Source organism: Alkalihalobacterium sp. APHAB7 (genome assembly GCF_048323755.1).
Lineage (GTDB): Bacteria > Bacillota > Bacilli > Bacillales > Bacillaceae_F > Alkalihalobacterium.
The window spans coordinates 136666-160584 of sequence record NZ_JBLWFS010000003.1; the positions used below are offsets into that span (position 1 = coordinate 136666).

24 protein-coding genes are annotated in these 23919 nt (G+C 38.8%); 22 read left to right on the forward strand and 2 right to left on the reverse strand.

The genetic code is table 11. From position 1 onward, the window contains the following. The 11 genes from rpoZ (at nucleotide 1) to spoVM (ending at nucleotide 12230) form a co-directional block, all read left to right on the forward strand. Nucleotides 1–207 carry a DNA-directed RNA polymerase subunit omega gene (gene rpoZ / locus ACNSTQ_RS04715; protein WP_418198695.1) on the forward strand — a complete coding sequence of 69 codons (207 nt, stop codon included), beginning with the start codon at nucleotides 1–3 and terminating at the stop codon, nucleotides 205–207. A gap of 235 nt (nucleotides 208–442) precedes the next feature. Further along, on the forward strand, nucleotides 443–1657 hold the full coding sequence (gene coaBC, locus ACNSTQ_RS04720) for a bifunctional phosphopantothenoylcysteine decarboxylase/phosphopantothenate--cysteine ligase CoaBC (protein WP_418198696.1): 1215 nt from the start codon (nucleotides 443–445) through the stop codon (nucleotides 1655–1657). Beyond that, nucleotides 1654–4065 carry a primosomal protein N' gene (priA, locus tag ACNSTQ_RS04725; RefSeq protein WP_418198697.1) on the forward strand — a complete coding sequence of 804 codons (2412 nt, stop codon included), beginning with the start codon at nucleotides 1654–1656 and terminating at the stop codon, nucleotides 4063–4065. Before coaBC ends, priA begins: the two co-directional genes overlap by 4 nt. A 45-nt stretch (nucleotides 4066–4110) precedes the next feature. Beyond that, nucleotides 4111–5046, forward strand: a complete 936-nt coding sequence (gene fmt / locus ACNSTQ_RS04730) for a methionyl-tRNA formyltransferase (RefSeq protein WP_418198698.1) — start codon at nucleotides 4111–4113, stop codon at nucleotides 5044–5046. A gap of 1 nt (nucleotide 5047) precedes the next feature. Beyond that, the gene (gene rsmB, locus ACNSTQ_RS04735; RefSeq protein ID WP_418198699.1) at nucleotides 5048–6397 is read left to right on the forward strand and encodes a 16S rRNA (cytosine(967)-C(5))-methyltransferase RsmB; all 1350 of its coding nucleotides are present in this window, start codon (nucleotides 5048–5050) and stop codon (nucleotides 6395–6397) included. A gap of 23 nt (nucleotides 6398–6420) precedes the next feature. Next, nucleotides 6421–7509, forward strand: coding sequence for a 23S rRNA (adenine(2503)-C(2))-methyltransferase RlmN (gene rlmN, locus ACNSTQ_RS04740; protein ID WP_418198700.1), 1089 nt, complete (start codon nucleotides 6421–6423; stop codon nucleotides 7507–7509). Between the two features lie 7 nt (nucleotides 7510–7516). Next, nucleotides 7517–8269: a Stp1/IreP family PP2C-type Ser/Thr phosphatase gene (locus ACNSTQ_RS04745; protein WP_418198701.1), complete on the forward strand. Its 753-nt coding sequence runs from the start codon at nucleotides 7517–7519 to the stop codon at nucleotides 8267–8269. A 5-nt stretch (nucleotides 8270–8274) separates the two neighbouring features. After that, nucleotides 8275–10260, forward strand: coding sequence for a Stk1 family PASTA domain-containing Ser/Thr kinase (pknB, locus tag ACNSTQ_RS04750; protein WP_418198702.1), 1986 nt, complete (start codon nucleotides 8275–8277; stop codon nucleotides 10258–10260). An 87-nt stretch (nucleotides 10261–10347) separates the two neighbouring features. Continuing rightward, nucleotides 10348–11229 carry a ribosome small subunit-dependent GTPase A gene (rsgA, locus tag ACNSTQ_RS04755; RefSeq protein WP_418198703.1) on the forward strand — a complete coding sequence of 294 codons (882 nt, stop codon included), beginning with the start codon at nucleotides 10348–10350 and terminating at the stop codon, nucleotides 11227–11229. Between the two features lie 2 nt (nucleotides 11230–11231). Further along, nucleotides 11232–11876 (forward strand): ribulose-phosphate 3-epimerase, encoded by a 645-nt coding sequence (rpe, locus tag ACNSTQ_RS04760; RefSeq protein ID WP_418198704.1) that lies wholly within the window; start codon nucleotides 11232–11234, stop codon nucleotides 11874–11876. A 273-nt stretch (nucleotides 11877–12149) separates the two neighbouring features. Continuing rightward, the gene (spoVM, locus tag ACNSTQ_RS04765; RefSeq protein WP_075385605.1) at nucleotides 12150–12230 is read left to right on the forward strand and encodes a stage V sporulation protein SpoVM; all 81 of its coding nucleotides are present in this window, start codon (nucleotides 12150–12152) and stop codon (nucleotides 12228–12230) included. 219 nt (nucleotides 12231–12449) lie between these two features. Here the strand turns inward: spoVM and rpmB are convergent, their stop codons facing one another. Continuing rightward, nucleotides 12450–12638, reverse strand: coding sequence for a 50S ribosomal protein L28 (gene rpmB / locus ACNSTQ_RS04770; protein ID WP_275117633.1), 189 nt, complete (start codon nucleotides 12636–12638; stop codon nucleotides 12450–12452). 229 nt (nucleotides 12639–12867) lie between these two features. Between rpmB and ACNSTQ_RS04775 the strand changes: the two genes are divergently transcribed. From ACNSTQ_RS04775 to rnc, 11 genes are all read left to right on the forward strand, one after another. Next, a complete protein-coding gene (locus tag ACNSTQ_RS04775) occupies nucleotides 12868–13230 on the forward strand; it encodes an Asp23/Gls24 family envelope stress response protein (protein WP_418198705.1) in 363 nt (120 codons plus the stop codon). A gap of 21 nt (nucleotides 13231–13251) precedes the next feature. Next, nucleotides 13252–14934, forward strand: a complete 1683-nt coding sequence (locus ACNSTQ_RS04780; protein ID WP_418198706.1) for a DAK2 domain-containing protein — start codon at nucleotides 13252–13254, stop codon at nucleotides 14932–14934. Nucleotides 14935–15214: 280 nt separating this feature from the next. Further along, complete coding sequence (gene sdaAB, locus ACNSTQ_RS04785; protein WP_418198707.1) at nucleotides 15215–15877, forward strand: L-serine ammonia-lyase, iron-sulfur-dependent subunit beta; 663 nt, start codon at nucleotides 15215–15217, stop codon at nucleotides 15875–15877. A gap of 17 nt (nucleotides 15878–15894) precedes the next feature. Further along, complete coding sequence (gene sdaAA / locus ACNSTQ_RS04790) at nucleotides 15895–16782, forward strand: L-serine ammonia-lyase, iron-sulfur-dependent, subunit alpha (protein WP_418198708.1); 888 nt, start codon at nucleotides 15895–15897, stop codon at nucleotides 16780–16782. After that, nucleotides 16779–18821, forward strand: a complete 2043-nt coding sequence (recG, locus tag ACNSTQ_RS04795) for an ATP-dependent DNA helicase RecG (RefSeq protein ID WP_418198709.1) — start codon at nucleotides 16779–16781, stop codon at nucleotides 18819–18821. Before sdaAA ends, recG begins: the two co-directional genes overlap by 4 nt. 72 nt (nucleotides 18822–18893) lie before the next feature. Continuing rightward, the gene (gene fapR, locus ACNSTQ_RS04800) at nucleotides 18894–19451 is read left to right on the forward strand and encodes a transcription factor FapR (RefSeq protein ID WP_418198710.1); all 558 of its coding nucleotides are present in this window, start codon (nucleotides 18894–18896) and stop codon (nucleotides 19449–19451) included. 128 nt (nucleotides 19452–19579) lie between these two features. Next, the gene (gene plsX, locus ACNSTQ_RS04805) at nucleotides 19580–20578 is read left to right on the forward strand and encodes a phosphate acyltransferase PlsX (RefSeq protein ID WP_418198711.1); all 999 of its coding nucleotides are present in this window, start codon (nucleotides 19580–19582) and stop codon (nucleotides 20576–20578) included. A 14-nt stretch (nucleotides 20579–20592) separates the two neighbouring features. After that, the gene (gene fabD / locus ACNSTQ_RS04810) at nucleotides 20593–21534 is read left to right on the forward strand and encodes an ACP S-malonyltransferase (protein ID WP_418198712.1); all 942 of its coding nucleotides are present in this window, start codon (nucleotides 20593–20595) and stop codon (nucleotides 21532–21534) included. Nucleotides 21535–21541: 7 nt separating this feature from the next. Next, nucleotides 21542–22285: a 3-oxoacyl-[acyl-carrier-protein] reductase gene (fabG, locus tag ACNSTQ_RS04815; RefSeq protein WP_418198713.1), complete on the forward strand. Its 744-nt coding sequence runs from the start codon at nucleotides 21542–21544 to the stop codon at nucleotides 22283–22285. A 122-nt stretch (nucleotides 22286–22407) separates the two neighbouring features. Next, nucleotides 22408–22641, forward strand: coding sequence for an acyl carrier protein (acpP, locus tag ACNSTQ_RS04820; protein WP_418198714.1), 234 nt, complete (start codon nucleotides 22408–22410; stop codon nucleotides 22639–22641). Nucleotides 22642–22786: 145 nt separating this feature from the next. Then, nucleotides 22787–23575, forward strand: coding sequence for a ribonuclease III (gene rnc / locus ACNSTQ_RS04825; protein WP_418198715.1), 789 nt, complete (start codon nucleotides 22787–22789; stop codon nucleotides 23573–23575). Between the two features lie 40 nt (nucleotides 23576–23615). On the opposite strand, the gene ACNSTQ_RS04830 is transcribed toward rnc, so the two are convergent. Next, nucleotides 23616–23837, reverse strand: coding sequence for a DUF1128 domain-containing protein (locus ACNSTQ_RS04830; protein WP_275117622.1), 222 nt, complete (start codon nucleotides 23835–23837; stop codon nucleotides 23616–23618). Nucleotides 23838–23919 lie beyond the last annotated feature (82 nt).

The following is a 23919-nucleotide window of genomic DNA, read 5'->3' on the forward strand; positions in this document are numbered from 1 at the left end:
TTGTTATATCCATCAATCGATTCTTTATTAGATAAGTTAGACTCAAAGTATACGTTAGTCACGGTATCATCTAAACGTGCTCGTGAAATTAAAGAAGATTCAAAACGTGGTCCTCTAGTAGTTAAACCTGTTTCTTATAAACCAGTAGGGGTTGCTTTAGAGGAAATTGTATCAGATCAACTTCAATATGAGCGCCTTGAAAAATAACAACCTATTCTTACAATAGGTTGTTTTTTCATAAAAAAATTCGAGTTCTCACAGCTGTAAGCGGCTGAACAGTCGCTTACACTTTTCTATGTCTAGTTGCAGGCGCTATCGGCTCGAGGTCGCTTCGGTCCATCAACCGTGTCTAAAGGTCTATGACACTTATTGATGGCCCTCCAGCGCTAGTCGCCGATGAACGAGCGCCTTACACTTTTCTATGTATATGGGGGGAAGAGATATGTTAAAGGGAAAGAAAATATTACTATGTGTTACTGGTGGTGTTGCTGTTTTTAAAGCCGCAGCATTAACAAGTAAGCTGTCACAAGCAGGTGCGACAGTAAAAGTGATGATGACCAAATCTGCTGAGCAATTTGTGTCTCCGTTAACGTTTCAAACACTTTCGAGGCAACCTGTGTATAATGACACGTTTGATGAAAAGGACCCAAGTGGTGTTGCGCATATTGATTTGGCCGATTGGCCTGACGTTATTTTGATTGCACCAGCAACAGCTAATATGATTGGAAAGTTAGCAAATGGAATTGCAGATGATATGATATCTACAACTTTACTTGCAACAACAGCTCCTGTATTTGTTGCTCCTGCAATGAATGTACATATGTATGCACATCCAGCGGTTATTAACAACCTACAAACACTCAATGGATATGGCTATCATTTTATTGAACCAAATGAAGGTTTTCTTGCATGTGGCTATGTTGGAAAAGGACGACTACCAGAGCCGGAACAAATTATTGAACAACTTGATCAGTTTTTTGACGAAGAGTTGTATCAACCGCTTGTAGGAAAACAGTTTCTCATTACAGCAGGGCCTACGCAAGAAAAGATCGACCCAGTTCGCTACATTACAAACCATTCTTCAGGAAAAATGGGCTACCAAGTTGCTGAAGTAGCAGCTCAACTAGGGGCTAAAGTTATTCTTATTTCAGGTCCAACACAACTAGATGCACCTAAAGGAGTCATACGAATTAATGTCGAGTCGGCACAGGACATGTATGAAGCCGTCATGGAGCATTATGTCTCAACTGATGTTGTTGTTAAGACAGCTGCTGTTGCAGATTACCGGCCAAAAGTTGTTCATGCTGAGAAAATGAAGAAAAAGCCTGGGGATGCGGTTATCGAATTAGAACGAACTACCGACATTTTAGCAACATTAGGTGAATTAAAAACACACCAAACATTAGTCGGGTTTGCAGCAGAAACTGAAAAAGTAGAAGAGTATGCCAAAGGTAAATTAGATCGTAAAAATTTAGACTTGATCGTTGCAAATAACATAACTGAAGCTGGTGCCGGATTTAAGGGAGATACAAACAGAGTAACTATCTATAAAAAAAGTGGTGAAACCGTTGAGCTCCCGATTATGACGAAACGAGAAGTAGCTGAACAGCTTCTTACCGAAATAATTAAATATGAACAAGGAAGTTCTCGCGAATGATTGCTAGGGTAATAGTCGATGTCCCAAGTGGACAGACAGATCGCCTGTTTGATTATAAAATTCCAAGTAAGTGGTATGACGTTCTAGAAAAAGGAATGAGGGTCGTTGTTCCTTTTGGTCCACGCTCAATCCAAGGTTTTGTAGTGGAAATAACCGAAAGCTCTACTGTTGAAAAGCTGAAAGAAATAAAAGAGATACTAGATGTTACTCCTGTCTTAACAGAAGAACTACTAGAGTTAGGTAATTGGCTAACCGAACAAACATTATCATATAAGATTTCCGCCTACCAGGTTATGTTGCCTGCTGCATTAAAAACAAAAGTTGAAAAGCAACTCCTTTGTTTGCAAGAAATTCAATTGTTACCTATATCACTACAGCCGTTCTTTAATAAGCAACCGTTAGTTAAGTGGAATGAGATTGTTGATACTGACCCTAGTTTGTTGACTTCGATTAAGGATGCAGTAAAGTGTGGTTTACTAGAAGTCCAATATGCAGTTAAGGATAAAGGTAAAAAGCAAACTCACCGAATGATTGAAAGCTTGTTATCGAAAGACCAATTAAAGGATTTACTTGTGGGTCTGCCGCAACGAGCAGAAAAGCAGCTAGCGATCGTTCACTACTTTATTGAAAATGGTGAACAAGTTCCCTTAATTCGTTTAATCGAATTGACGCAAAGCAGTCGTCAATCGGTTAAATCATTAATCGATAAAGGTGTACTTGTTGAAAAAGAAAAAGAATTTTATAGAGATCCTTTTATAAATGAAACATTTGCGCAAACGAAACCATTACAGTTAACTGATCAACAGCAACAAGTGACAATACCCATCCTCGATTCAATTGAAGAAAATGTGCATAAAACATTTTTATTACATGGTGTCACTGGCAGTGGAAAAACAGAAATTTACTTACAAGTGATTGATCGAGTCCTATCTGAAGGTAAAGAAGCCATTGTTCTCGTACCTGAGATCTCTTTAACGCCACAAATGGTTGATAGGTTTAAAGGGCGGTTTGGTTCTCAAGTCGCGGTTCTTCATAGTGGACTTTCACTAGGTGAGAAGTATGATGAGTGGCGTAAAATTCACCGCAAAGAAGTACGAGTTGCCGTAGGAGCAAGATCTGCAGTTTTCGCTCCTTTTGAAAATTTAGGAATTATTATAATAGATGAAGAGCATGAAGGCAGCTACAAGCAAGATGAAATGCCTAAATATCATGCTAGAGATGTGGCCATTTTTCGGGGGCATTATTATTGTTGTCCTGTAGTACTAGGTAGTGCAACACCTTCTTTAGAAACGTATGCGAGGGCAAAAGTAGGTAGATATGAACTACTGACATTGGGGGAACGAGTTAATCAAGGGCCGCTTCCGACCGTAGAAATAGTTGATATGCGTGAAGAACTAAGAGACGGGAACCGGTCTATGTTTTCGAGTTCATTATTTGAAAAAATGAAAGACCGCATCGATAAAAAAGAACAAATGGTATTACTGTTAAATCGACGCGGGTTTTCTACTTTTGTGATGTGTCGAGATTGTGGGTACGTTGCTAATTGTGAGCACTGTGACATCTCATTTACATATCATAAAACAAATCACTCGCTTAAATGTCATTATTGCGGACACGAAGAACGAATGATTACAACTTGTCCGTCTTGTTCAAGCGAACATGTTCGTTTTTTTGGAACGGGGACGCAACGGGTGGAAGAAGAATTAGGAAAAGTATTGCCAGAGGCACGTGTTATTCGAATGGATGTTGACACGACCAGGAGAAAAGGCTCTCACCAAAAGTTATTAAAAGACTTTGGTGAAGGAAAAGCAGATATTTTACTAGGTACTCAAATGATTGCCAAAGGACTGGATTTCCCGAACATTACACTCGTCGGTGTTCTTACTGCAGACACGATGCTTCATCTACCAGATTTTCGCTCGTCTGAAAGAACATTTCAACTATTAACGCAAGTAAGTGGGAGAGCAGGGCGACACAAATTGCCGGGAGAAGTGGTCGTTCAAACATATACGCCAGAGCACTATAGTATTGAACTTGTAAAAGAACATGATTTCGTTACCTTTTTTCAGCGAGAAATATTGATTAGAAAAGGCAGTGGCTACCCCCCTTACTATCATATTGCACTCATTAATGTGTCACACCAAGAACTGCCTAAAGTCATTCATGTTACAGAAAAAATCACACAATTTTTAAAACAACAACTCACCAACGAAGCTAATATTTTAGGCCCAGTAGCTTCACCTATTGCGCGGTTAAAAAATAGATATCGCTATCAATGCATGATAAAATACAAAAATGAACCGATGCTTGGAAAAATATTACGTGAAATTCAACAGCACTACAGTAGAGAAACTGCACGAGGAGACTTGCAGATTTCAATCGATATGAATCCACAGATGTTTATGTAAGGTTGTTGGAGCAGTGTTTATATAGAAAGGTAGGTCTATAGACGAATGAGAATAGTTTTTATGGGTACACCCGATTTTTCCGTTCCAGTATTACGCCAATTGATTGAGGATGGATATGAAGTTGTAGGTGTTGTAACACAACCTGACCGTCCAAAAGGTAGAAAAAGAGTGTTAACTCCTCCTCCTGTCAAAGTAGAAGCAGAAAAACATGGATTAACTGTCTTGCAACCGGAAAAAATAAAAGAAAAAGAAGAGTTAGATAAGGTTCTTGCGCTAAGTCCAGAATTAATTGTTACCGCAGCATTTGGACAAATTTTGCCCAAAGAAATATTAGAAACACCAAAGTATGGTTGTATTAACGTCCACGCTTCTTTGTTACCTAAATATCGTGGCGGAGCACCAATCCACAAATCAATAATAGACGGACAAAAAGAAACTGGAATTACGATAATGTATATGGTTGAAAAGTTAGATGCAGGTGATATACTAACGCAAGCTGTCGTCCCGATTGAAGAGGAAGACCATGTTGGCTCGCTCCATAATACGTTAAGCGCAGCAGGGGCTAAGTTATTATCGGAAACGATCCCATCTCTTATTCGTGGTGAAATTCAGCCTATTGTACAAAACGAGGAAGAAGTTACTTATGCTTGGAACATTACTAGGGACCAAGAGATGATTGATTGGATTAAAACCGGTGAAGAAATTTATAACCAAATTCGAGGGCTTCACCCGTGGCCGGTTGCTTTCACCACTTTTGCCGGCCAACCGATGAAGATTTGGTGGGGTCAAAAAATGGCAGCAACTCAAAACGCTGAACCAGGAACGGTAATAGCCGTCGAAGAAGATGGTTTTCTCGTTGCAACAGGAAACAAAACAGCTATTAAGGTAACAGACTTGCAACCAGCAGGAAAAAAACGAATGCTTGCCGGCCAATTTCTGCGTGGTGCAGGCATTACAACAGGAGATAAGCTAGGAGATTAGTATGAAACAAAAAACAATTCGTGATGTTGCACTAGATGTTTTACTTCAAATTGAAAAAAATCAGGCCTATAGTAATTTGCTATTAAATCAAACGGTGAAAAAAGCAAACTTAGACCAACGGGATGTAGGATTATTAACCGAAATTGTCTACGGTACTGTTCAACGCCGTGATACGCTTGACTTTTATTTAGAGCCATTTATAAAAAAAGGTGTTAAAAAGCTAGATGACTGGGTGCGAGTGTTATTGAGGTTATCCTTATATCAAATGATTTATTTGGATCGTGTTCCCGATCGGGCAATTGTTCATGAAGCGGTAACGATCGCAAAACGAAGAGGACACCAAGGGATATCTGGAATGGTTAATGGTGTTTTACGTAATGTAAGAAGACAAGAACTACGATCGTTCGATGAAATTAAGGATGATCTAACTCGCCTAGCAATCGAAACTAGCCATCCATTATGGTTAGTAAAGCGTCTAGTTGCGCAGTATGGATTTGAAGAGGCAAGACAAATGTGCCTGACTAATTTAGAGCCTCCTCAAGTAACGGTACGAGTTAACAAGACGAAAGCATCAGTAGACGAAGCGATTGAGCTTCTACGTCAGGAAGGAATAGGTACGATACGAGGATACCTTTCTAATGATGCTCTTATTATTGAAAAAGGAAATGTTACACATACGGAAGCATTTAAGAATGGTGTCATTACAATACAAGATGAAAGTTCAATGCTTGTTGCTAGAGCGCTTGCTCCGGATGAAGAAATGCATGTATTAGATTGTTGTGCTGCACCAGGTGGCAAATCCACGCATCTGGCAGAACAAATGAATGATCAGGGTCGAGTGACCGCACTTGATCTGCATGATCATAAAGTGAAACTCATTCAGCAATTAAGTGAGCGCCTGCAGTTAAAGTCAGTTGAAGGCAAGACAATGGATGCAAGGCTTGCAAAGGATTCTTTTGAAGAAGCTACCTTTGATGCAATCTTAGTGGATGCACCTTGTTCAGGTCTAGGTGTAATCCGCAGAAAACCAGATATAAAATGGACCAAGAGTCTCAAAGATATTGAAGCTATTCAAAACATTCAAAAGGAAATCTTAACAGCTGTTGTACCACTTTTAAAACCAGGTGGAAGACTTGTGTACAGTACTTGTACGATCGACCGCACTGAAAATGAAGAAATGGTACAATGGTTTTTAGAGAACCACAATGATTTCCAACTCGATTTATCCTTAAGTGAACGTCTACCTCAACATATTTCTGAAAAAGCGAAATTTGAAGAGGGCAGCTTAACGATATTACCCCATCACTTTAATACAGATGGATTTTTTATAACAGCGATGATTAAACGATAACAGTGGAAATGAAGGGAGTTCTTATGGAGGATCAAAACAAAAATACAATACTGATGGATACAGAAAAATTACCTTCTATTTATTCGCTTCAATTTAATGAATTAAAACAGTGGTTAAAAGAAAATAATGAACCTGCATTTAGAGCGGGGCAAGTGTATGAATGGCTTTATAGTAAACGAGTGGACTCGTTTGAGGCGATGACGAATTTGTCAAAAGAACTTCGTCATAAGCTTGCCCATCAATTTACATTGACTACGTTAAAGACAGTGACGAAACAAGAATCTAGTGATGGCACAGTGAAATTTTTGTTTGAACTTCATGATGGCTATTCGATTGAAACTGTTATTATGCGACATAATTATGGGAATAGTGTTTGTGTAACCACTCAAGTGGGCTGCCGGATTGGCTGTACGTTTTGTGCCTCTACTTTAGGTGGTTTGAAACGTAACTTAGAAGCTGGAGAAATTGTTGCCCAGGTATTAGAGGCACAACGAGCAATGGATGAAGTCGACGAACGAGTAAGTTCCGTAGTGGTTATGGGAATTGGAGAGCCGTTTGATAATTATGATGCGCTCGTTTCTTTCCTAAGAACGATTAACCATGATAAAGGGTTAAATATTGGGGCTAGACATATTACAGTTTCCACAAGTGGTATTGTTCCTTACATTTACAAGTTCGCAGATGAAGGACTACAAATCAATTTTGCCATTTCGTTGCATGCACCGAATACGGAAATACGATCGAAACTCATGCCAATTAACCGTGCATATTCGTTATCTAAATTAATGGAGTCTATTAATTACTACACTAATAAAACCGGGCGTCGAGTGACGTTTGAGTATGGTTTATTTGGAGGAGTAAACGACCAAGATGAACACGCTGAAGAGTTGGCTGATTTAATTAAAAATGTAAAATGTCATGTCAATTTAATCCCAGTAAATTTTGTATTAGAAAGAGATTATAAGCGCACACCAAAAGATCAAATCTTTGCATTTGAAAAAATCTTGAAAAATCGGGGGATTAATGTCACGATTCGAAGAGAGCAAGGACATGACATTGATGCTGCTTGTGGTCAGCTCCGTGCTAAGGAGCGTAAAGAGGAGACGAGGTGAGTAATAAGTGGAATTTGCATTTAATTCAAATGTTGGCAGGGTAAGACCACATAACGAAGATAATGGCGGTATTTTTCAACACCCGAATGGGGCTGTCTTGGCAGTTGTTGCTGATGGTATGGGTGGTCATCAGGCTGGTGATGTAGCAAGTCAAATGACAAGTGACTTATTAAAGGAAAAATGGTTGCGTACTGCTGAGCTGTCAAAACCAACGGATATTGAGCAATGGCTTAATGAAGCAATTCAAGAAGTAAATGAAAAGCTGTTTTTACATTCGAAAGAACATCGAGAATGCCAAGGGATGGGTACTACTGTAGTAATTGCGTTATGTACAAAAGAGTTTGTATCCATTGGCCATGTAGGAGATAGTCGTGGTTATTTACTTAATAGCTGTGGATTTCAACAGAAGACGTCCGATCATTCTTTAGTAAATGAACTAGTACGTACGGGGCAGATTACAGCCGAACAAGCTGAGCATCACCCAAGAAAAAATGTTTTATTACGTGCGCTAGGAACAGAACCGACGATCAAGATTGACATTGAAACGATTGATTGGGAAGAGGATAACACGATCATTCTTTGTTCAGACGGTTTGTCGAATAAAGTAACGGATAATGAAATAGAGGAAATACTTCGGTTAAGTGATACCGTTAATCAAAAAGTGGACAAACTCATTGAGTTAGCCAATGATCGTGGAGGAGAAGATAATATAACTGTTGCTATTGTCCGCTATTCTCATGACCGTCAGGAACAGGAGTGACGCTAATGATAGGTACACGTATTAACGGTCGTTATCATATATTAGACACTATTGGCGGCGGTGGAATGGCATATGTGTACAAAGCACGTGATGTTATCCTTGATCGCATCGTTGCCGTCAAAGTATTACAACCACAGTTTTCAAGAGATGAGCAGTTCATCAAACGTTTTCGGCGTGAAGCGCAAGCAGCTACAAGCTTAGCCCACCCGAATGTTGTTAGCATTTTTGATGTTGGTGAAGAAGAAGATGTTTATTACATTGTAATGGAATATGTCGAAGGACCAACGTTAAAAGAGTTAATACAAGACCGTGGGGCACTTTCACTTGATGAAACAGTCGATATTATGATGCAAGTGACATCGGCTATTGCACACGCCCATGCGAATCAAATTGTACACAGGGATATAAAACCTCATAATATTTTAATTAGTTCTGACGGGGAAGCAAAAGTAACTGATTTTGGAATTGCGCGTGCGATGTCTAGTGCAACGATTACCCATACGAACTCTGTGATGGGATCTGTCCATTATCTTTCGCCTGAACAAGCTAGAGGTGGAGTTGTTACGTATAGGTCTGATATTTATTCTCTCGGAATTGTTCTGTATGAGATGGTAACCGGTGAAGTTCCATTCTCAGGAGACACAGCAGTTACGATTGCATTAAAGCACTTGCAAGAAGATGTTCCCTCACCAAAGAAAATCAATCGTCTTATTCCACAAAGCCTTGAGAATATTATTCTACGCTCAACGGCAAAAGATGCATTCCATCGGTATGAAAGTGCATTGGAGATGGGGGAGGATATAGAAACATCTTTAGATCCAGCCCGAGCTAATGAACCAAAATTTGTCATTCCTAGTGAGGAAGAAGATATTACAAAAGCGATTCCTATTATCAAAAACGATAATACTATAAAAGATTTAGATGCCACAATTGAGGCGAAGCCATCAGTTAATAAAGTTGAGAAAGAAGAAGCTGAACTAGAAGAAAAACCAAAAAAGAAAAAGAAGAAAAGTCGATGGTTGACGTTCATCTTTGTGTTATTTTTCCTGATCATCGGCTCAGGTGTAGCAGCATTTGCACTTTTTCCTAGTCTCTTAAAAGTTGATGAAGTCGAAGTAATTAATGTCGTTGGCGAAGAAGTTGAAGAATCTGAAGCGCTGTTAAAAGATCTTGGATTAGTAGTAGAGATCGAGAGAATGATACATGAAGAGGTGCCAGAAGATCATATCATTCGTCAAGACCCAGCTGGTGGTTCGGTCGTAAAAGTGGGAAGTAGAGTGAAGTTGACTGTTAGTGAAGGTCAAGAGATGTTTGAAATGCCTGAAGTCATTGGAATGCAAAGAGAACGAGCAGAACGAATTCTTGGTGACTTTAAAAATATTGAATTGGCTGAACGGCAATCAGATGAAACGCCAGGGACCATTCTTACCCAAGTACCAGAACCGGGTAAAGCAGTAATTGTTGAGGAAACAACGGTCTATTTAACGTACAGTGTTGAACAGACAGTAAGTTTAAACAATTTACGCGGGTTAACAGAGCGAGAAGCTTATAATTATTTAGATGGTGTAGGATTGTTAGCTAAAGTAACGTATGCACACTCTAATGATGTTCAAAAAGATCATGTTATCTCTCAATCACCAAGTGCTTTTACACAGGTTAAAAAAGGTTCTGAAGTCGCTCTGACAATCTCCAAAGGACCTGAGCCGAAGAAACCAGAAGAAAAGAAAGAAGAGAGAGAACCTGAACCTGAAACAGAACAACGTAGACCTATGATAAGTACTATTCCTATCCAAGTAGATGAAGGGGACGACCCACATATTTTAATTCGGTATGAAGATGCTACGACCGATGGTGAAATAGTCCATTTTGATGATAGGTTGTTAGAGTCAAGAACATTTCGCATTGACTTAGTCGTTTCTCCAAGAAAAGATGCGATTGTCAAGCTTTATATTAATGGGGAACATTATAAGGATTATACTTACACTTATTAAGTATTAAGAAAATTAATAATGAGGCTGTTTCAATTAAATGGTTTCGACCGGTAGGATGTTACAGCCTCAAATAATCAGGAGGATTTCATGCCAGAAGGAAGAATAGTCAAAGCCTTAAGTGGCTTCTATTACGTCCATAATGAGGATGGTATGTTTCAATGTCGTGGTCGAGGGGTTTTTCGTAATCAAAATATAAAACCGCTCGTAGGTGATTTTGTTCATTTTGAAGCTGAAAATCGAACAGATGGATATATTTTAGATATTTATAAACGGGAAAATGAAATGATACGACCTCCTATTGCAAATATTAATCAAGCCATTTTGGTGTTCTCTGCATTAGAACCCGATTTTAGCCCATTACTTCTAAATCGGTTTTTAGTTCATATAGAAGCTCATTATATCGAGCCCATTATTTGCATTAGCAAAGTCGACTTATTAGACGAAGCGAAACAACGGAAAATTGAGCAGTATAAAAAAGATTATGAAAAAATTGGGTATACCGTCATTATGACGTCGATTGAAACGAAAGCAGGAATGGAAACACTGATCCCTTATCTAAAAGACAAAGTGACTGTGATTGCTGGACAATCTGGAGTGGGAAAATCTTCACTTCTCAACACGCTCCATCCCGACCTTGATATTGAGACGAATGCAATATCTACTCATTTAGGACGAGGGAAACATACAACAAGGCATGTTGAGCTTTTAGCTGTTGGTGAAGGGTTAGTCGCAGATACACCAGGATTTAGTTCGTTAGATTTTATTGGTATTGAAGCTGAAGATTTATCGCTTTATTTTCCTGAAATGAAAGAAAGAATGGGTGCGTGTAAGTTTCGTGGGTGTACTCATACAAGTGAGCCCAAATGTGCAATAAAAGCAGCTTTGGAGGCAGAAGAAATCCTGAAATATCGTTATGAACATTATCTACAATTTTTAGAAGAAATTAAAAGTCAAAAACGGAGGTACTAATCATGATTAAAATTGCCCCATCCATCTTATCTGCAGATTTTTCAAAACTTGGTGAAGAAATCCAAGATGTGGAACGAGGTGGTGCCGATTATATCCATGTCGATGTAATGGACGGCCATTTCGTACCGAATATTACCATTGGTCCTTTAATTGTCGAAGCTATTCGTCCAGTTACAAAGCTTCCTTTAGATGTTCATTTGATGATTGAAAATCCTGATTTATATATCCCCCAGTTCGCTAAGGCTGGAGCAGATATTATTACTGTTCATGTTGAAGCCTGTCCACATCTTCACCGAACGATCCACCTCATAAAAGAACAAGGTGTAAAAGCGGGTGTTGTTCTAAATCCAGCAACACCAGTGGATACGATTCAACATGTTATCAATGATTTAGATATGGTACTTTTAATGACTGTAAACCCTGGTTTTGGCGGTCAGAAGTTTATACATAGCGTCCTGCCTAAAATTACAGCTGTATCAGAAATGGCTAAATCAAAGAAGCTTAACATTGATATAGAGGTAGATGGTGGAGTGAATGAAGAAACAGCGCGTTTATGTATTGAAGCTGGTGCTAACGTACTTGTAGCAGGTTCTGCGGTTTATAGTAAAGATGACCGCGCGGCGGCCATTCAAGCCATTAGAGGGTAATGGTATTCTTCTTTAGCACATGAATTGTTCCGTCCTAAAAAAAATGAAGCCTGTTTGTCCTATTTTTTAAAACCAAGTTGCATAACAGAGGTAGTTTTGCATATGAATGATTGTAGGGTAGATAGAAAGGGTAGAACTCATATAGTTCTCACATGAAAAAAATGGGTACTATTTTGTCAGTGATGAATATACTAGTATAAATGAGCATTCTTCATGTCATCATCCTTCATTTATTCGTAAGTCGGTGGCAATTCATGTTGAGGAGGAGGAGCTATGAAATTTTATACGATCAAGCTGCCTAAGTTTATTGGCGGGTTTGTCAGAGCAATTCTAGGTTCATTCAAAAAAAATTAAAAATCCCAAAAGTGCACCGTAATTGCCTAAAGACGGTGCATTATTTGGTTAACGGTACCAGGCACCTTTAATACGCTATCGCGCTAAAGGTGCCTGGTACCGAAATGAAAAAAGTTAAAAATTTCAAAAAAAACAAGAGGTCGACAATTGTCAGCCTCTTGTTTCTTAAACGAAGCATGAAATGACTTCGTTTCGTCTACACTTAGAGTAGACTTTGTCTTATACGCGCTCTACTTTACCAGACTTTAACGCACGAGCAGAAACATAAACTCGTTTTGGTTTACCGTCAACTAAAATGCGAACTTTTTGAACGTTAGCGCCCCATTTGCGCTTAGTTTTATTCATCGCGTGTGAACGTTGGTTCCCTGTGCGTGCTTTTCTACCAGTAATATAACATGTACGTGCCATTATATACGCACCTCCTTAAACCCAATTAATCCAATCGAATCAGCTGTTCGATCTTTAATTCATACTTGAATATCTTAGCATAGGGCTTTTTAGAATGCAACAGTTTCCAATAAATTTTATCAAGTAATCATGCTTGACAGCAAAAGGTGATAGAGATAGCTTTTAAAATAAGATATAGTATAGTAAAATGACGATACCCAAACATTTTATTAAAAGGGGGAGACTGTAAATGCCTGTAGAGTTAAAAACGCATATGGGAATTATTGATGTTTCTAAAGATGTAGTAGCCACTATCGCTGGTGGAGCTGCTGTTGACTGTTATGGAATTGTTGGCATGGCTTCACAAAAACAACTCAAAGATGGCTTAAGTGAGATCTTAGGTAAAGAAAACTTTCAACGTGGTGTTGTCATTCGAGAAGAAGAAGATGAAATTCATATCGATATGTACATCATTGTAAGTTATGGTACAAAAATTTCTGAAGTAGCTCATAACGTACAAACGAAAGTTAAGTATCAACTAGAGAAAATGTTAGGTTTGGTTGTAGACTCAGTGAACATTTTTGTTCAAGGGGTGCGTGTAATCAACCCTTAAGTGAGTTAGGAGGAAAGATTTGTGTCAAGAAAAGTGATTGATTCTAGTCAATTAGCGCATATGTTTATTCAAGGTGGCGCTAATTTAACAAAACACGCAAAAATCGTAGATGCGTTGAATGTATTCCCTGTACCAGACGGTGATACAGGTACGAATATGAACTTGACGATTACTTCTGGAGTTAAAGAAGTAAGACAAGCCCCGGTTCAAAAAGTATCAGCTGTTGCCCAAGCTTTCTCAAAAGGTTTGCTAATGGGTGCAAGAGGAAATTCAGGGGTTATCTTATCTCAGTTGTTTAGAGGTTTTGCTAAGGGTGTCGAAGGAAAAAGTTCTATTGATGGTAAAGAATTAGCAACAGCTTTTGAATTAGGGGTAACGACTGCATATAAAGCGGTTATGAAACCTGTAGAAGGTACGATTTTAACAGTTGCTAAAGATAGTGCAAGAGCGGCTGGAAAATTTGCTAAAAAGAGCGACGATGCTCTTGCAATGATGGAAGTAGTATTGACAGAGGCAAAGGCTTCGCTAAAGCGCACACCAGATTTATTACCTGTTTTAAAAGAGGTTGGTGTGGTCGATTCAGGCGGTCAAGGTCTTGTTTATATTTATGAAGGGTTCCTTGCGGTCTTAAAAGGAGAAACAATTGTAAGTCAAGATGTGGAAACGCCTTCAATGGAAGACCTCGTTAAACTTGAACATCATAGCGCTCAAAGTATGTTAGCGACAGAAGATATTGAATTTGGCTATTGTACAGAAGTGATGGTTAAATTTGACGAGGAAAAATTAAAAGTCTCTCCATTTACGGAAAATGACTTCCGTAAAGAATTAGATCAATTAGGGGATTCCTTACTAGTTGTATCTGATGAGGATTTATTAAAAGTACATATTCATGCTGAGTCACCTGGTGAAATATTAAACCGAGCTCAACGTTACGGTAATTTAATCAATATTAAGATTGAAAATATGAGAGAACAACATACTCATTTATTAGATGAGACAAAAGCCGTGTATGGTGAAGATATTCCAGCTGAGACTCCAAAAGAAAAGAGTGAATATGGTGTAGTAACAGTTTCCATGGGTGAAGGCATTGAAGAGCTATTTAAAGGATTAGGAGCATCTGTTGTAATTCCAGGCGGTCAAACGATGAACCCAAGTACTGAAGATATCGTTACTGCTATACATAAAACAAATGCTCATAAAGTTCTTGTATTGCCTAATAATGGAAATATAATTATGGCTGCTGAACAAGCTGCGCAAGTTGCTGATGCTGAAGTCATTGTTGTTCCAACCAAAACAGTACCTCAAGGGTTAGCTGCACTGCTTGCCTTTAATCCATTGACGTCACTTGAGAATAACAGTTCAACTATGAAGGATGCGATGTCTTTTGTAAAAACCGGACAAGTAACGTATGCAGTTCGAGATACGAACATGGACGGTATTGAAATTAAAAAAGACGACTATATGGGGATCGCCGAAAAAACGATCATCTCGTCTGGTCCTGAGCTAGTTGAGGTAACAAAGAAATTGTTAGAAAATATGTTAGATGAAAATTCTGAAATCCTAACGATTATTTGGGGAGAGGAAACGACAGAAGAAACAGTAGCTGATATTACTTCATATGTTGAAGAGAACTTCGATGAGATTGAGGTAGAAGTTCATGAAGGTAAACAGCCACTATATTCGTTTATTTTCTCAGTTGAATAAAGATAATTTTTGATGAGGCTGACTCTAAGTGTCTGTGCTTCTCGCTTTTTCACGAGGTCATTTGTGAGTGAGAAGCTTGGACACTTTGCTTTGGGTCAACCTCATTTTTAAGAGATAAGAAAGCATAAAATTCGAAGATGTCTAGCTCCAGGCGCCATCGGCTCGAGGTCGCTTTGGTCCATCAAACGTGTCTAAAGAGCAAGCCACGTATTGCTGGCCCTGCAGCGCTTGTCGCCGATAAGCGGGCGCCTTGCGCTTTTCTTAAGAAGAGGTGGAAATATTGAAGTATCGCACAGTTTTTGACATTATCGGACCCATTATGATTGGTCCATCAAGTTCACACACAGCAGGTGCGGCAAGAATTGGTCGTGTTGCTAGGACCTTATTTGGAAAAGAGCCAAAATGGGCTAATATATATTTCTACGGTTCCTTCTCGAAAACGTATAAAGGACATGGAACAGACGTGGCCATCGTTGGTGGTTTATTAGATTTTGATACATTTGATAAGCGAATTACTAGTGCTATCAACATTGCGGAAAAAAAAGGAATTGAAATTAATTTTTATGAAGAAGAAGCGGTTACCGACCATCCGAATACGGCAAAGATTATTCTCGGAGATGAAAATGACAAATTAGAATTAGTAGGGATTTCTATTGGCGGTGGAAAAATTGAAATTATCGAATTGAACGGTTTTGATTTAAAGCTTTCGGGTAACCACCCGGCAATACTAGTCGTTCATAACGATCGTTATGGAGTTATTGCAAATGTTTCAAATATATTAGCCAAATATCAAATCAACATTGGTCATATGGAAGTATCGAGAAAAGAAAAAGGTCAAGAAGCTTTAATGGTTATTGAAGTTGACCAAAATGTGGATGAAACTTTACTTAAAGAAATGGAAGCTCTACCTAATATCAATAAAGTAACGAAAATCCATGACTGATAACTTGGAGGTTAATTATGTTTCGTAATGTTGCAGAATTAGTTGAATTAGCAGAATCAAATCAAATTCCCATTTCTGAGGTAATGATTCAGCAAGAGATGGAAGTTACAGATAGAAGTCGAGAAGAGGTTTATTCCATGATGGAAAAAAATCTCGACATTATGGAAGAAGCGGTAAACCGAGGCATCAAAGAGAATATTAAATCTGTATCAGGTTTAACGGGCGGAGATGCACTTCTCCTACAGGAATATATTAAATCTGGTAAGTCCTTAACAGGTGATATCCTTCTTGACGCGGTAAGTAAGGCAATTGCGACCAATGAAGTTAATGCGGCAATGGGCACAATTTGTGCAACGCCAACTGCAGGGTCGGCTGGTGTTGTCCCAGGTACATTATTTGGTTTGCAAAATAAGCTTAACCCGACAAAAGAACAAAAGGTACGCTTTCTTTTTACTGCAGGAGCATTCGGTTTTGTAGTAGCGAATAATGCTTCCATTTCAGGAGCAGCAGGTGGGTGTCAGGCGGAGGTTGGTTCTGCAACAGGTATGGCAGCTGCAGCTATTGTAGAATTAGCTGGTGGACCACCTAGTCAATCAGCGGAAGCGATGGCGATTGCATTAAAGAATATGCTCGGTCTCGTTTGTGATCCTGTAGCAGGCTTAGTCGAAGTTCCGTGTGTCAAAAGGAATGCAATGGGTGCAGCCATTGCGATTACTGCAGCTGATATGGCATTAGCTGGTATTACGAGCCGAATCCCATGCGATGAAGTCATTGATGCGATGTACAAAATAGGGCAGACGATGCCGGTTGCTCTTCGTGAAACGGCACAAGGCGGATTAGCGGCTACCCCAACTGGCCGTGAGTTAGAAGCAAAAATATTTGGAATATCACTTGATAAAAAATGAGTCAATTAGCACAACCAGTAACAATCATTAAGGGAGTAGGCGAAGAAACAGCAAAGCAGTTGGGGAACATAGGTATATATACAGTAGGGGACTTACTTGAATATTATCCATTTCGTTACGAAGATTATCGTATTAGAGAAATTCATGAAGTGGATCATGATGAACGAATTACAGTGGCTGGGGTTATTCATAGTGAGCCATCGGTTCGCTATTTTGGTAAAAAAAAGACAAGGCTTTCTGTTCGGGTTTTAATAAGTAATGTTCTGATAACAGCGGTTTTCTTTAATCAAGGTTTTATCAAAAAGCAATTGCAAATCGGCAGTTCGATTACACTAACAGGAAAGTGGGACCGCCACCGTCTTACATTGACAGTCAGTGAATTTAAAATCGGTGAAGTGACGAGACAAAATGAACTTGCACCCGTATACTCTGTTGGCGGAAACTTAAAGATCGCGACATTAAAGAAAATTATCTATCAAGGGTTAAAGGAGTATGCAAATGAAATACAAGAATTACTCCCGCCGTTTATACTCGAAAAATATAAACTACTTCCTAAAAAAGAAGCTGTATTAAGGCTTCATTACCCTCAATCGACAGAACTTGTGAAACAAGCTCGTAGACGCATGGTGTACGAGGAATTTCTCCTTTTCCAATTAAAAATGCAATCGTTTCGAAAATTTAAGCGTGAACAAACTAAAGGATTACCGATGCCAACGGACCGAAAGAATGTCGATCAGTTTGTCGAATCTTTGCCCTTTCCTTTGACGGGAGCACAACAACGAGTTGTTGATGAAATCATGAATGATTTAAGTGCAGATTATAGGATGAATCGGCTCCTTCAAGGAGATGTTGGTTCAGGTAAAACGGTAGTGGCAGCGGTTGCGATGTATGCTGCTGTAGATGCGGGTTTTCAAGCGACATTGATGGTGCCGACTGAAATACTTGCTGAGCAGCATGTTAGTTCAATAAAGGAACTATTATCTCCTTTAGGTATAGAGGTTGCCTTGTTATCAGGTTCTGTTAAAGGTAAGCAACGGCGCGAACAGCTTGAGAAAATAGAGGCTGGCGAAATTCATGTCGTAATTGGAACACATGCTCTAATACAAGATGATGTTCATTTCCATAAGCTAGGTCTCGTAATTACAGATGAGCAACATCGATTTGGTGTGGAGCAGCGCCGAATTCTTCGTGACAAAGGGGAAAACCCTGATGTGTTGTTTATGACAGCAACACCTATACCACGAACGTTAGCAATATCTGTATTTGGTGATATGGATGTATCAGTTATAGATGAAATGCCAGCAGGCAGAAAGACAATTGAAACGTATTGGGTCAAACATGATATGTTGGAACGAGTCTTACAATTTATTGAAAAAGAAATAAAAAAGGGGCACCAAGCGTATGTGATTTGTCCGTTAATTGAAGAATCAGAAAAGCTAGATGTCCAAAATGCAATTGACGTTCATGCGATATTACAAGCGCATTTTAAAGACTACAAAGTAGGATTAATGCATGGGAGACTCCATCCAGCTGAAAAAGATGAAGTGATGGACGCTTTTAGTAAAAATGAAACACAAATTCTCGTCTCAACAACCGTTGTAGAAGTGGGTGTCAATGTCCCAAATTCAACCGTTATGCTTATCTATGATGCGGAAAGGTTTGGTCTAGCACAGTTACACCAGCTTAGGGGTCGTGTAGGTCGAGGAGAGCACCAATCCTATTGTATTTTATTAGCTGATCCTAAATCAGATGTAGGAAAAGAGCGAATGAGGATCATGACCGAAACAAACGATGGATTTACTCTTTCTGAAAGAGACCTGGAACTACGTGGACCGGGTGATTTTTTTGGTCATAAACAAAGTGGACTTCCGAACTTTAAAGTCGCCGATGTTGTTCATGATTATCGAGCATTAGAAGTAGCAAGACAAGATGCTGTTGAATTTGTAAACTCTTCTAGTTTTTGGGAAGAAGAGGAGTACAAACCGCTTGTTTTTTATTTAGAAGAGCAAGGGATTTTAAGTGGAGAAAAACTAGATTAACTATTGCTATTTAGTAGTTACGATTATATACTACTATTAGTACCTAGTCATATATTTTGGATGGTGGCGTACATGAAAAAGTCTAAGAAGGAACGCCAAAAGCTGTTACAAGAAACGATCGAAACGAATCCTTTCGTAACAGATGAGGAGCTAGCAAAGAAATTTCTAGTTAGTGTTCAAACGATTAGATTAGACAGGATGGAATTATCTATTCCCGAATTAAGGGAAAGAATTAAAGATGTTGCTAAACAGCAACTCGATGAAGTAAAAGCATTGCCGATTGAAGAAGTAATTGGTGATATTATTGATCTTCAACTAGATGAAAGTGCGATTTCGATCTTACAAATTGGAAATGAACAAGTTTTTTCTAGAACCAAGATTGCGCGTGGTCATCACTTATTTGCCCAAGCAAACTCATTAGCTGTGGCAATCATTAATGATGAACTTGCATTAACAGCTAAGGCGACAATTCGGTTTACAAGGCAAGTAAAAGTCAGCGAACGGGTGATCGCAAAAGCAAAAGTTTTAAAGCATGAAAAGGATCGAACGATTGTAGAAGTTAATAGTTATGTTGGCCAAGAGAAAGTATTCTCAGGAGAGTTTGTTATGTATAGGTCAACACAATCTTAAGTGTGACTATCGATTGTTGACCAATTATAGGTAGCTTTGTCGTAAGGTTTTCCTCATAAAAAGAAGGAAAAGCGGCAATCAATATATAAACTAGTATTGACCGACTAAGGAAAAGAGGGTTATCAAATATGAAACTCGCAATTGATGCTATGGGCGGAGATAAGGCACCTAAAGCTTCTATAGATGCAGCCGTAAAAGCGTTAAAAGAATTTCCTGACCTATCTATCACATTAGTAGGAAATGAACAAGAAATAGTAAAACATATTCAACCAAACGATCGAATTACGATCTTACATACGGAAGAAATAATAGAAGATGACGACTCGCCTGCAACGGCTGTTCGCCGTAAAAGAGATGCCTCAATGGTATTAGCTGTAAAAGAAGTTAAAGAAGGACGAGCGGATGCTTGTATTTCTGCGGGGAATACAGGTGCATTAATGGCTGCTGGACTTCTATATGTTGGAAGAATTAATGGGATTGACCGACCAGCATTAGCTCCGATGTTACCAACAGTGTCTGGAAAAGGTTTCTTAATTCTTGATGTTGGGGCTAATATGGATGCTAAGCCTGAGCACTTGAACCAATATGCCATCATGGGTAGTATCTATATGCAAATGGTACGAAAAGTCAATCGACCAAGAGTGGGTTTACTTAATGTTGGAACTGAAGACGGTAAAGGAAATGAGTTAACAAAATTAACATTTCCATTATTAAAGGAATTAGATGTTAATTTTACAGGGAATGTTGAAGCTAGGGACTTACTGAATGGAGCTGTCGATGTCGTCGTCTGTGATGGTTTCACAGGAAATATTGTTCTTAAAGCAACTGAAGGAGCAGCCGGTTCCTTATTCTCGATCTTGAGAAGAGAATTGACTAGTAATATATTCAATAAGTTAGTAGCAGGACTGCTAAAACCAAGTTTCCTAAAAATTAAAAAGACGATGGATTACTCCGAATACGGCGGGGCTGCATTATTTGGTTTAAAGGCTCCAATAATTAAATCTCACGGTTCCTCTGATGAAGTAGCATTTTATCATACGATTGTCCAAGCTAAGGAAATGGTAGAACACCAAGTGGTAACGACCATAAAAAACGAAGTGGCAAAATATAATCGACAAGCTGAGTAAAAGGAGAAAAAAAGATGGGGAAAATAGCGTTTATCTTTCCAGGACAAGGATCACAATTTGTAGGGATGGGACAATCTCTAATTGAAAATAAACAGGATCTCCAAAGAGTCTTTAACATAGCTGATGAAAAACTAGGCTATTCACTTTCTGACATTATGTTAAAAGGCCCTGAAGATATGCTTAAGCGTACTGAAAATACACAACCGGCGTTGCTTACAATGAGTGTTGCCGTTTTAGAAGCTATGAAAGAATATGATATTACTCCAGATTATGTAGCAGGACACAGCTTAGGAGAGTACAGTGCTCTGGTATGTGCGAAAAGCATATCATTTGAAGATGCTGTCCATACTGTAAGGCAACGTGGATTGTTTATGGAGGAAGCAGTACCAGCTGGGGAAGGAGCTATGGCTGCTATTCTCGGTATGGATCGACATGCGTTACTAGAAGTTACAGAAGAAGTTTCAAATAATGGTGGTTCTGTACAGTTGGCAAACTTAAATTGTCCAGGTCAAATAGTGATTAGTGGTACAGCTGAAGGCGTCGGCAAGGCTTCCGAATTAGCAAAAGAAAAAGGGGCAAAGCGTGTAATTCCTTTACAAGTAAGTGGACCGTTTCATTCATCTTTAATGAAACCAGCTGCTGAAAAGCTGTCAACAGTTCTCGACGAAATTACAATATCAGAAGCGGAAGTACCAGTAATTGCGAATGTGACTGCGGATGTTGTGACAAATTCTGCAGAAATAAAAGAAAAATTAATTGAACAAGTCTATTCTCCAGTTTTATGGGAAGACACTGTTCGTCGATTACTTGATCTTGGTGTTGATACTTTTGTGGAAATTGGTGCAGGTAATGTATTAAGCGGGTTAGTAAGAAAAGTTCAACGGCGAGTTAATGTTTATTCGATTAGTGACATCGAGTCAATCGAAGCGATGGTAACAAAAATGAAAGGAGAGTAGTATAACTATGTTAAACGGAAAAGTAGCTCTTGTAACAGGCGCTTCTAGAGGGATAGGAAAAGCAATTGCTCTTGAACTAGCTCAAAATGGTGCTAAAGTGGCAGTTAATTATGCAGGTAGCAAAGACAAAGCTGAGGCTGTAGTCAGCGAAATAGTCGCGAGTGGCGGAGAAGCGTTTGCTATTCAAGCGGATGTAGCAGATAGTGATGCCGTTCAATCGATGGTAAAAGAAGTAATTTCTACATATGGTTCACTAGATATTCTAGTTAATAATGCTGGGATTACACGTGATACGCTCGTTATGAGGATGAAGGATGAGGATTGGGATGCAGTTCTCAATACAAATCTCAAAGGCGTATTCCTGTGTGCTAAAGCAGTTACTCGTCAAATGATGAAGCAACGTTCAGGCCGTATTATTAATATCTCATCCGTAGTTGGAGTATTAGGAAATGCCGGTCAAGCGAACTATGTTGCAGCAAAAGCAGGGGTCATCGGTTTAACGAAATCTTTAGCACGTGAATTAGCTAACCGTAATATTACCGTAAATGCTGTTGCACCTGGTTTCATCGAAACGGATATGACGGATCAATTGACTGAGGAAATAAAAGAAAGCATGTTAAACCAAATTCCACTATCTAAACTTGGGCAACCCCAAGAAATTGCTCGAGTTGTACGCTTTTTAGCATCAGAAGACAGTAGCTATATGACAGGCCAAACACTTCATGTCGATGGCGGAATGTACATGCCATAACAAATGTTCTATTTTTATACAGAAAGGATTTGCTTTTATCAATTCTTTCATGCAAAATAGATACGATGTTATTTTGTACATAAAACAAGATTGCTTAGCTTTTGAGAGGAGGTGAACGGAAGATGGCAGAAACTTTAGATCGTATTACTAAAATTATCGTTGACCGTCTTGGTGTTGAAGAGTCAGAGGTAAAGCCTGAATCTTCATTCAAAGATGATCTTGGTGCAGATTCATTAGATGTTGTTGAGCTTGTTATGGAACTTGAGGACGAGTTTGACCTTGAGATTTCTGATGAGGACGCTGAAAAAATTTCTACTGTACAAGATGTAGTTACCTACATCCAAAGTCAACAGTAGTTCATAGTAAGGTTATAGAATCTATATTGAGAGGCTAGCTTCGCAGGCGTGTTTGGAGACCTAAAATATATACATACCATAGGGAATCATCATCTGCAAGTTAGCCTCTTACTTCATCACAGCTAAGGCAGTTTGGAGGTAAGACATGCCAAATTCTTCAAGACATTATCGAAAAAGATATTCAAACCATCATGGTGATCGCAAAAGAGCACCTCGAAGACTAACACTATCATTAAAACAAAAAGAAAAGTTTGATGCATTGCTTCAAAAAATCGGTTTAGAGTTTCAAAATAATAAATTGCTTATTCAAGCTTTCACTCATTCATCCTATGTGAATGAGCATCGAATTAGCTCAAGTCATGATAATGAACGACTTGAATTTTTAGGAGATGCAGTTTTAGAGTTAGCAGTTTCTCAATATCTATATAAAAAGTTTGAGACGATGAGTGAAGGAGATATGACCAAGCTGCGTGCTGCCATTGTCTGCGAAGCTTCCTTGGCTAACCTAGCAAATGAGTTATCATTTGGTGAATTAGTCTTGTTAGGGAAGGGCGAAGAAATGACAGGTGGAAGACAACGACCTGCGCTGCTTGCTGATGTTTTCGAATCTTTTATTGGTTCACTTTATCTTGATCAAGGACTTGATGCTGTATACTGTTTTCTCGATAAGACGATTTATCCTAAGATTAATGACGGTGCTTTTTCGCATATGATGGATTTCAAAAGTCAGTTACAAGAATTTGTCCAGCGAGATAATATTGGTCAAATTCACTATGAAATTGTTCAAGAACGAGGACCGGCACATAGCCGTGAATTTGTATCAGAAGTACTATTAAATGAGCAAATCCTTGGAGTGGGAGTAGGTCGTTCGAAGAAAGAAGCTGAGCAACATGCTGCCCAGCAAGCTTTGTTGAAATTAAGTGAACAGTTATAATGAAAAAGAGGATGACAAAATCGTCGTCCTCTTTAATGCGTTATTTACGTAACTTTCCTAATTCAGATACAATTGCATCTAATTCACTTACACTGAAATTGTTCTGGCGTTGAACTAAGTCGTAGATATCTTTTAAATCTTCGTATTTATCCGTTTCAAAACTTTTTGCCTTTAAAGCTCCTGCATTTACAATTTGTAATTTCTTCTTAATTTCCTCTAACATAAACTCGATATTTTCACGGTTGCAGACAGATAAGTCCATTCTAGAACTCCCTTCCTTATAAACAGTATTAATGCCGTAATCATATCATATAATAGCTCATTTGTCTTAAAACATTCATTGT

Bases quoted from the DNA above. Each gene is read 5' to 3' on its own strand.
- coaBC (WP_418198696.1), top strand. From the start codon at position 443: ATGTTAAAGGGAAAGAAAATATTACTATGTGTTACTGGTGGTGTTGCT.
- priA (WP_418198697.1), top strand. From the start codon at position 1,654: ATGATTGCTAGGGTAATAGTCGATGTCCCAAGTGGACAGACAGATCGC.
- fmt (WP_418198698.1), top strand. From the start codon at position 4,111: ATGAGAATAGTTTTTATGGGTACACCCGATTTTTCCGTTCCAGTATTA.
- rsmB (WP_418198699.1), top strand. From the start codon at position 5,048: ATGAAACAAAAAACAATTCGTGATGTTGCACTAGATGTTTTACTTCAA.
- rlmN (WP_418198700.1), top strand. From the start codon at position 6,421: ATGGAGGATCAAAACAAAAATACAATACTGATGGATACAGAAAAATTA.
- pknB (WP_418198702.1), top strand. From the start codon at position 8,275: ATGATAGGTACACGTATTAACGGTCGTTATCATATATTAGACACTATT.
- rsgA (WP_418198703.1), top strand. From the start codon at position 10,348: ATGCCAGAAGGAAGAATAGTCAAAGCCTTAAGTGGCTTCTATTACGTC.
- rpe (WP_418198704.1), top strand. From the start codon at position 11,232: ATGATTAAAATTGCCCCATCCATCTTATCTGCAGATTTTTCAAAACTT.
- spoVM (WP_075385605.1), top strand. From the start codon at position 12,150: ATGAAATTTTATACGATCAAGCTGCCTAAGTTTATTGGCGGGTTTGTC.
- rpmB (WP_275117633.1), bottom strand. From the start codon at position 12,638: ATGGCACGTACATGTTATATTACTGGTAGAAAAGCACGCACAGGGAAC.
- ACNSTQ_RS04775 (WP_418198705.1), top strand. From the start codon at position 12,868: ATGCCTGTAGAGTTAAAAACGCATATGGGAATTATTGATGTTTCTAAA.
- sdaAA (WP_418198708.1), top strand. From the start codon at position 15,895: ATGTTTCGTAATGTTGCAGAATTAGTTGAATTAGCAGAATCAAATCAA.
- recG (WP_418198709.1), top strand. From the start codon at position 16,779: ATGAGTCAATTAGCACAACCAGTAACAATCATTAAGGGAGTAGGCGAA.
- fapR (WP_418198710.1), top strand. From the start codon at position 18,894: ATGAAAAAGTCTAAGAAGGAACGCCAAAAGCTGTTACAAGAAACGATC.
- plsX (WP_418198711.1), top strand. From the start codon at position 19,580: ATGAAACTCGCAATTGATGCTATGGGCGGAGATAAGGCACCTAAAGCT.
- fabD (WP_418198712.1), top strand. From the start codon at position 20,593: ATGGGGAAAATAGCGTTTATCTTTCCAGGACAAGGATCACAATTTGTA.
- fabG (WP_418198713.1), top strand. From the start codon at position 21,542: ATGTTAAACGGAAAAGTAGCTCTTGTAACAGGCGCTTCTAGAGGGATA.
- acpP (WP_418198714.1), top strand. From the start codon at position 22,408: ATGGCAGAAACTTTAGATCGTATTACTAAAATTATCGTTGACCGTCTT.
- rnc (WP_418198715.1), top strand. From the start codon at position 22,787: ATGCCAAATTCTTCAAGACATTATCGAAAAAGATATTCAAACCATCAT.
- ACNSTQ_RS04830 (WP_275117622.1), bottom strand. From the start codon at position 23,837: ATGGACTTATCTGTCTGCAACCGTGAAAATATCGAGTTTATGTTAGAG.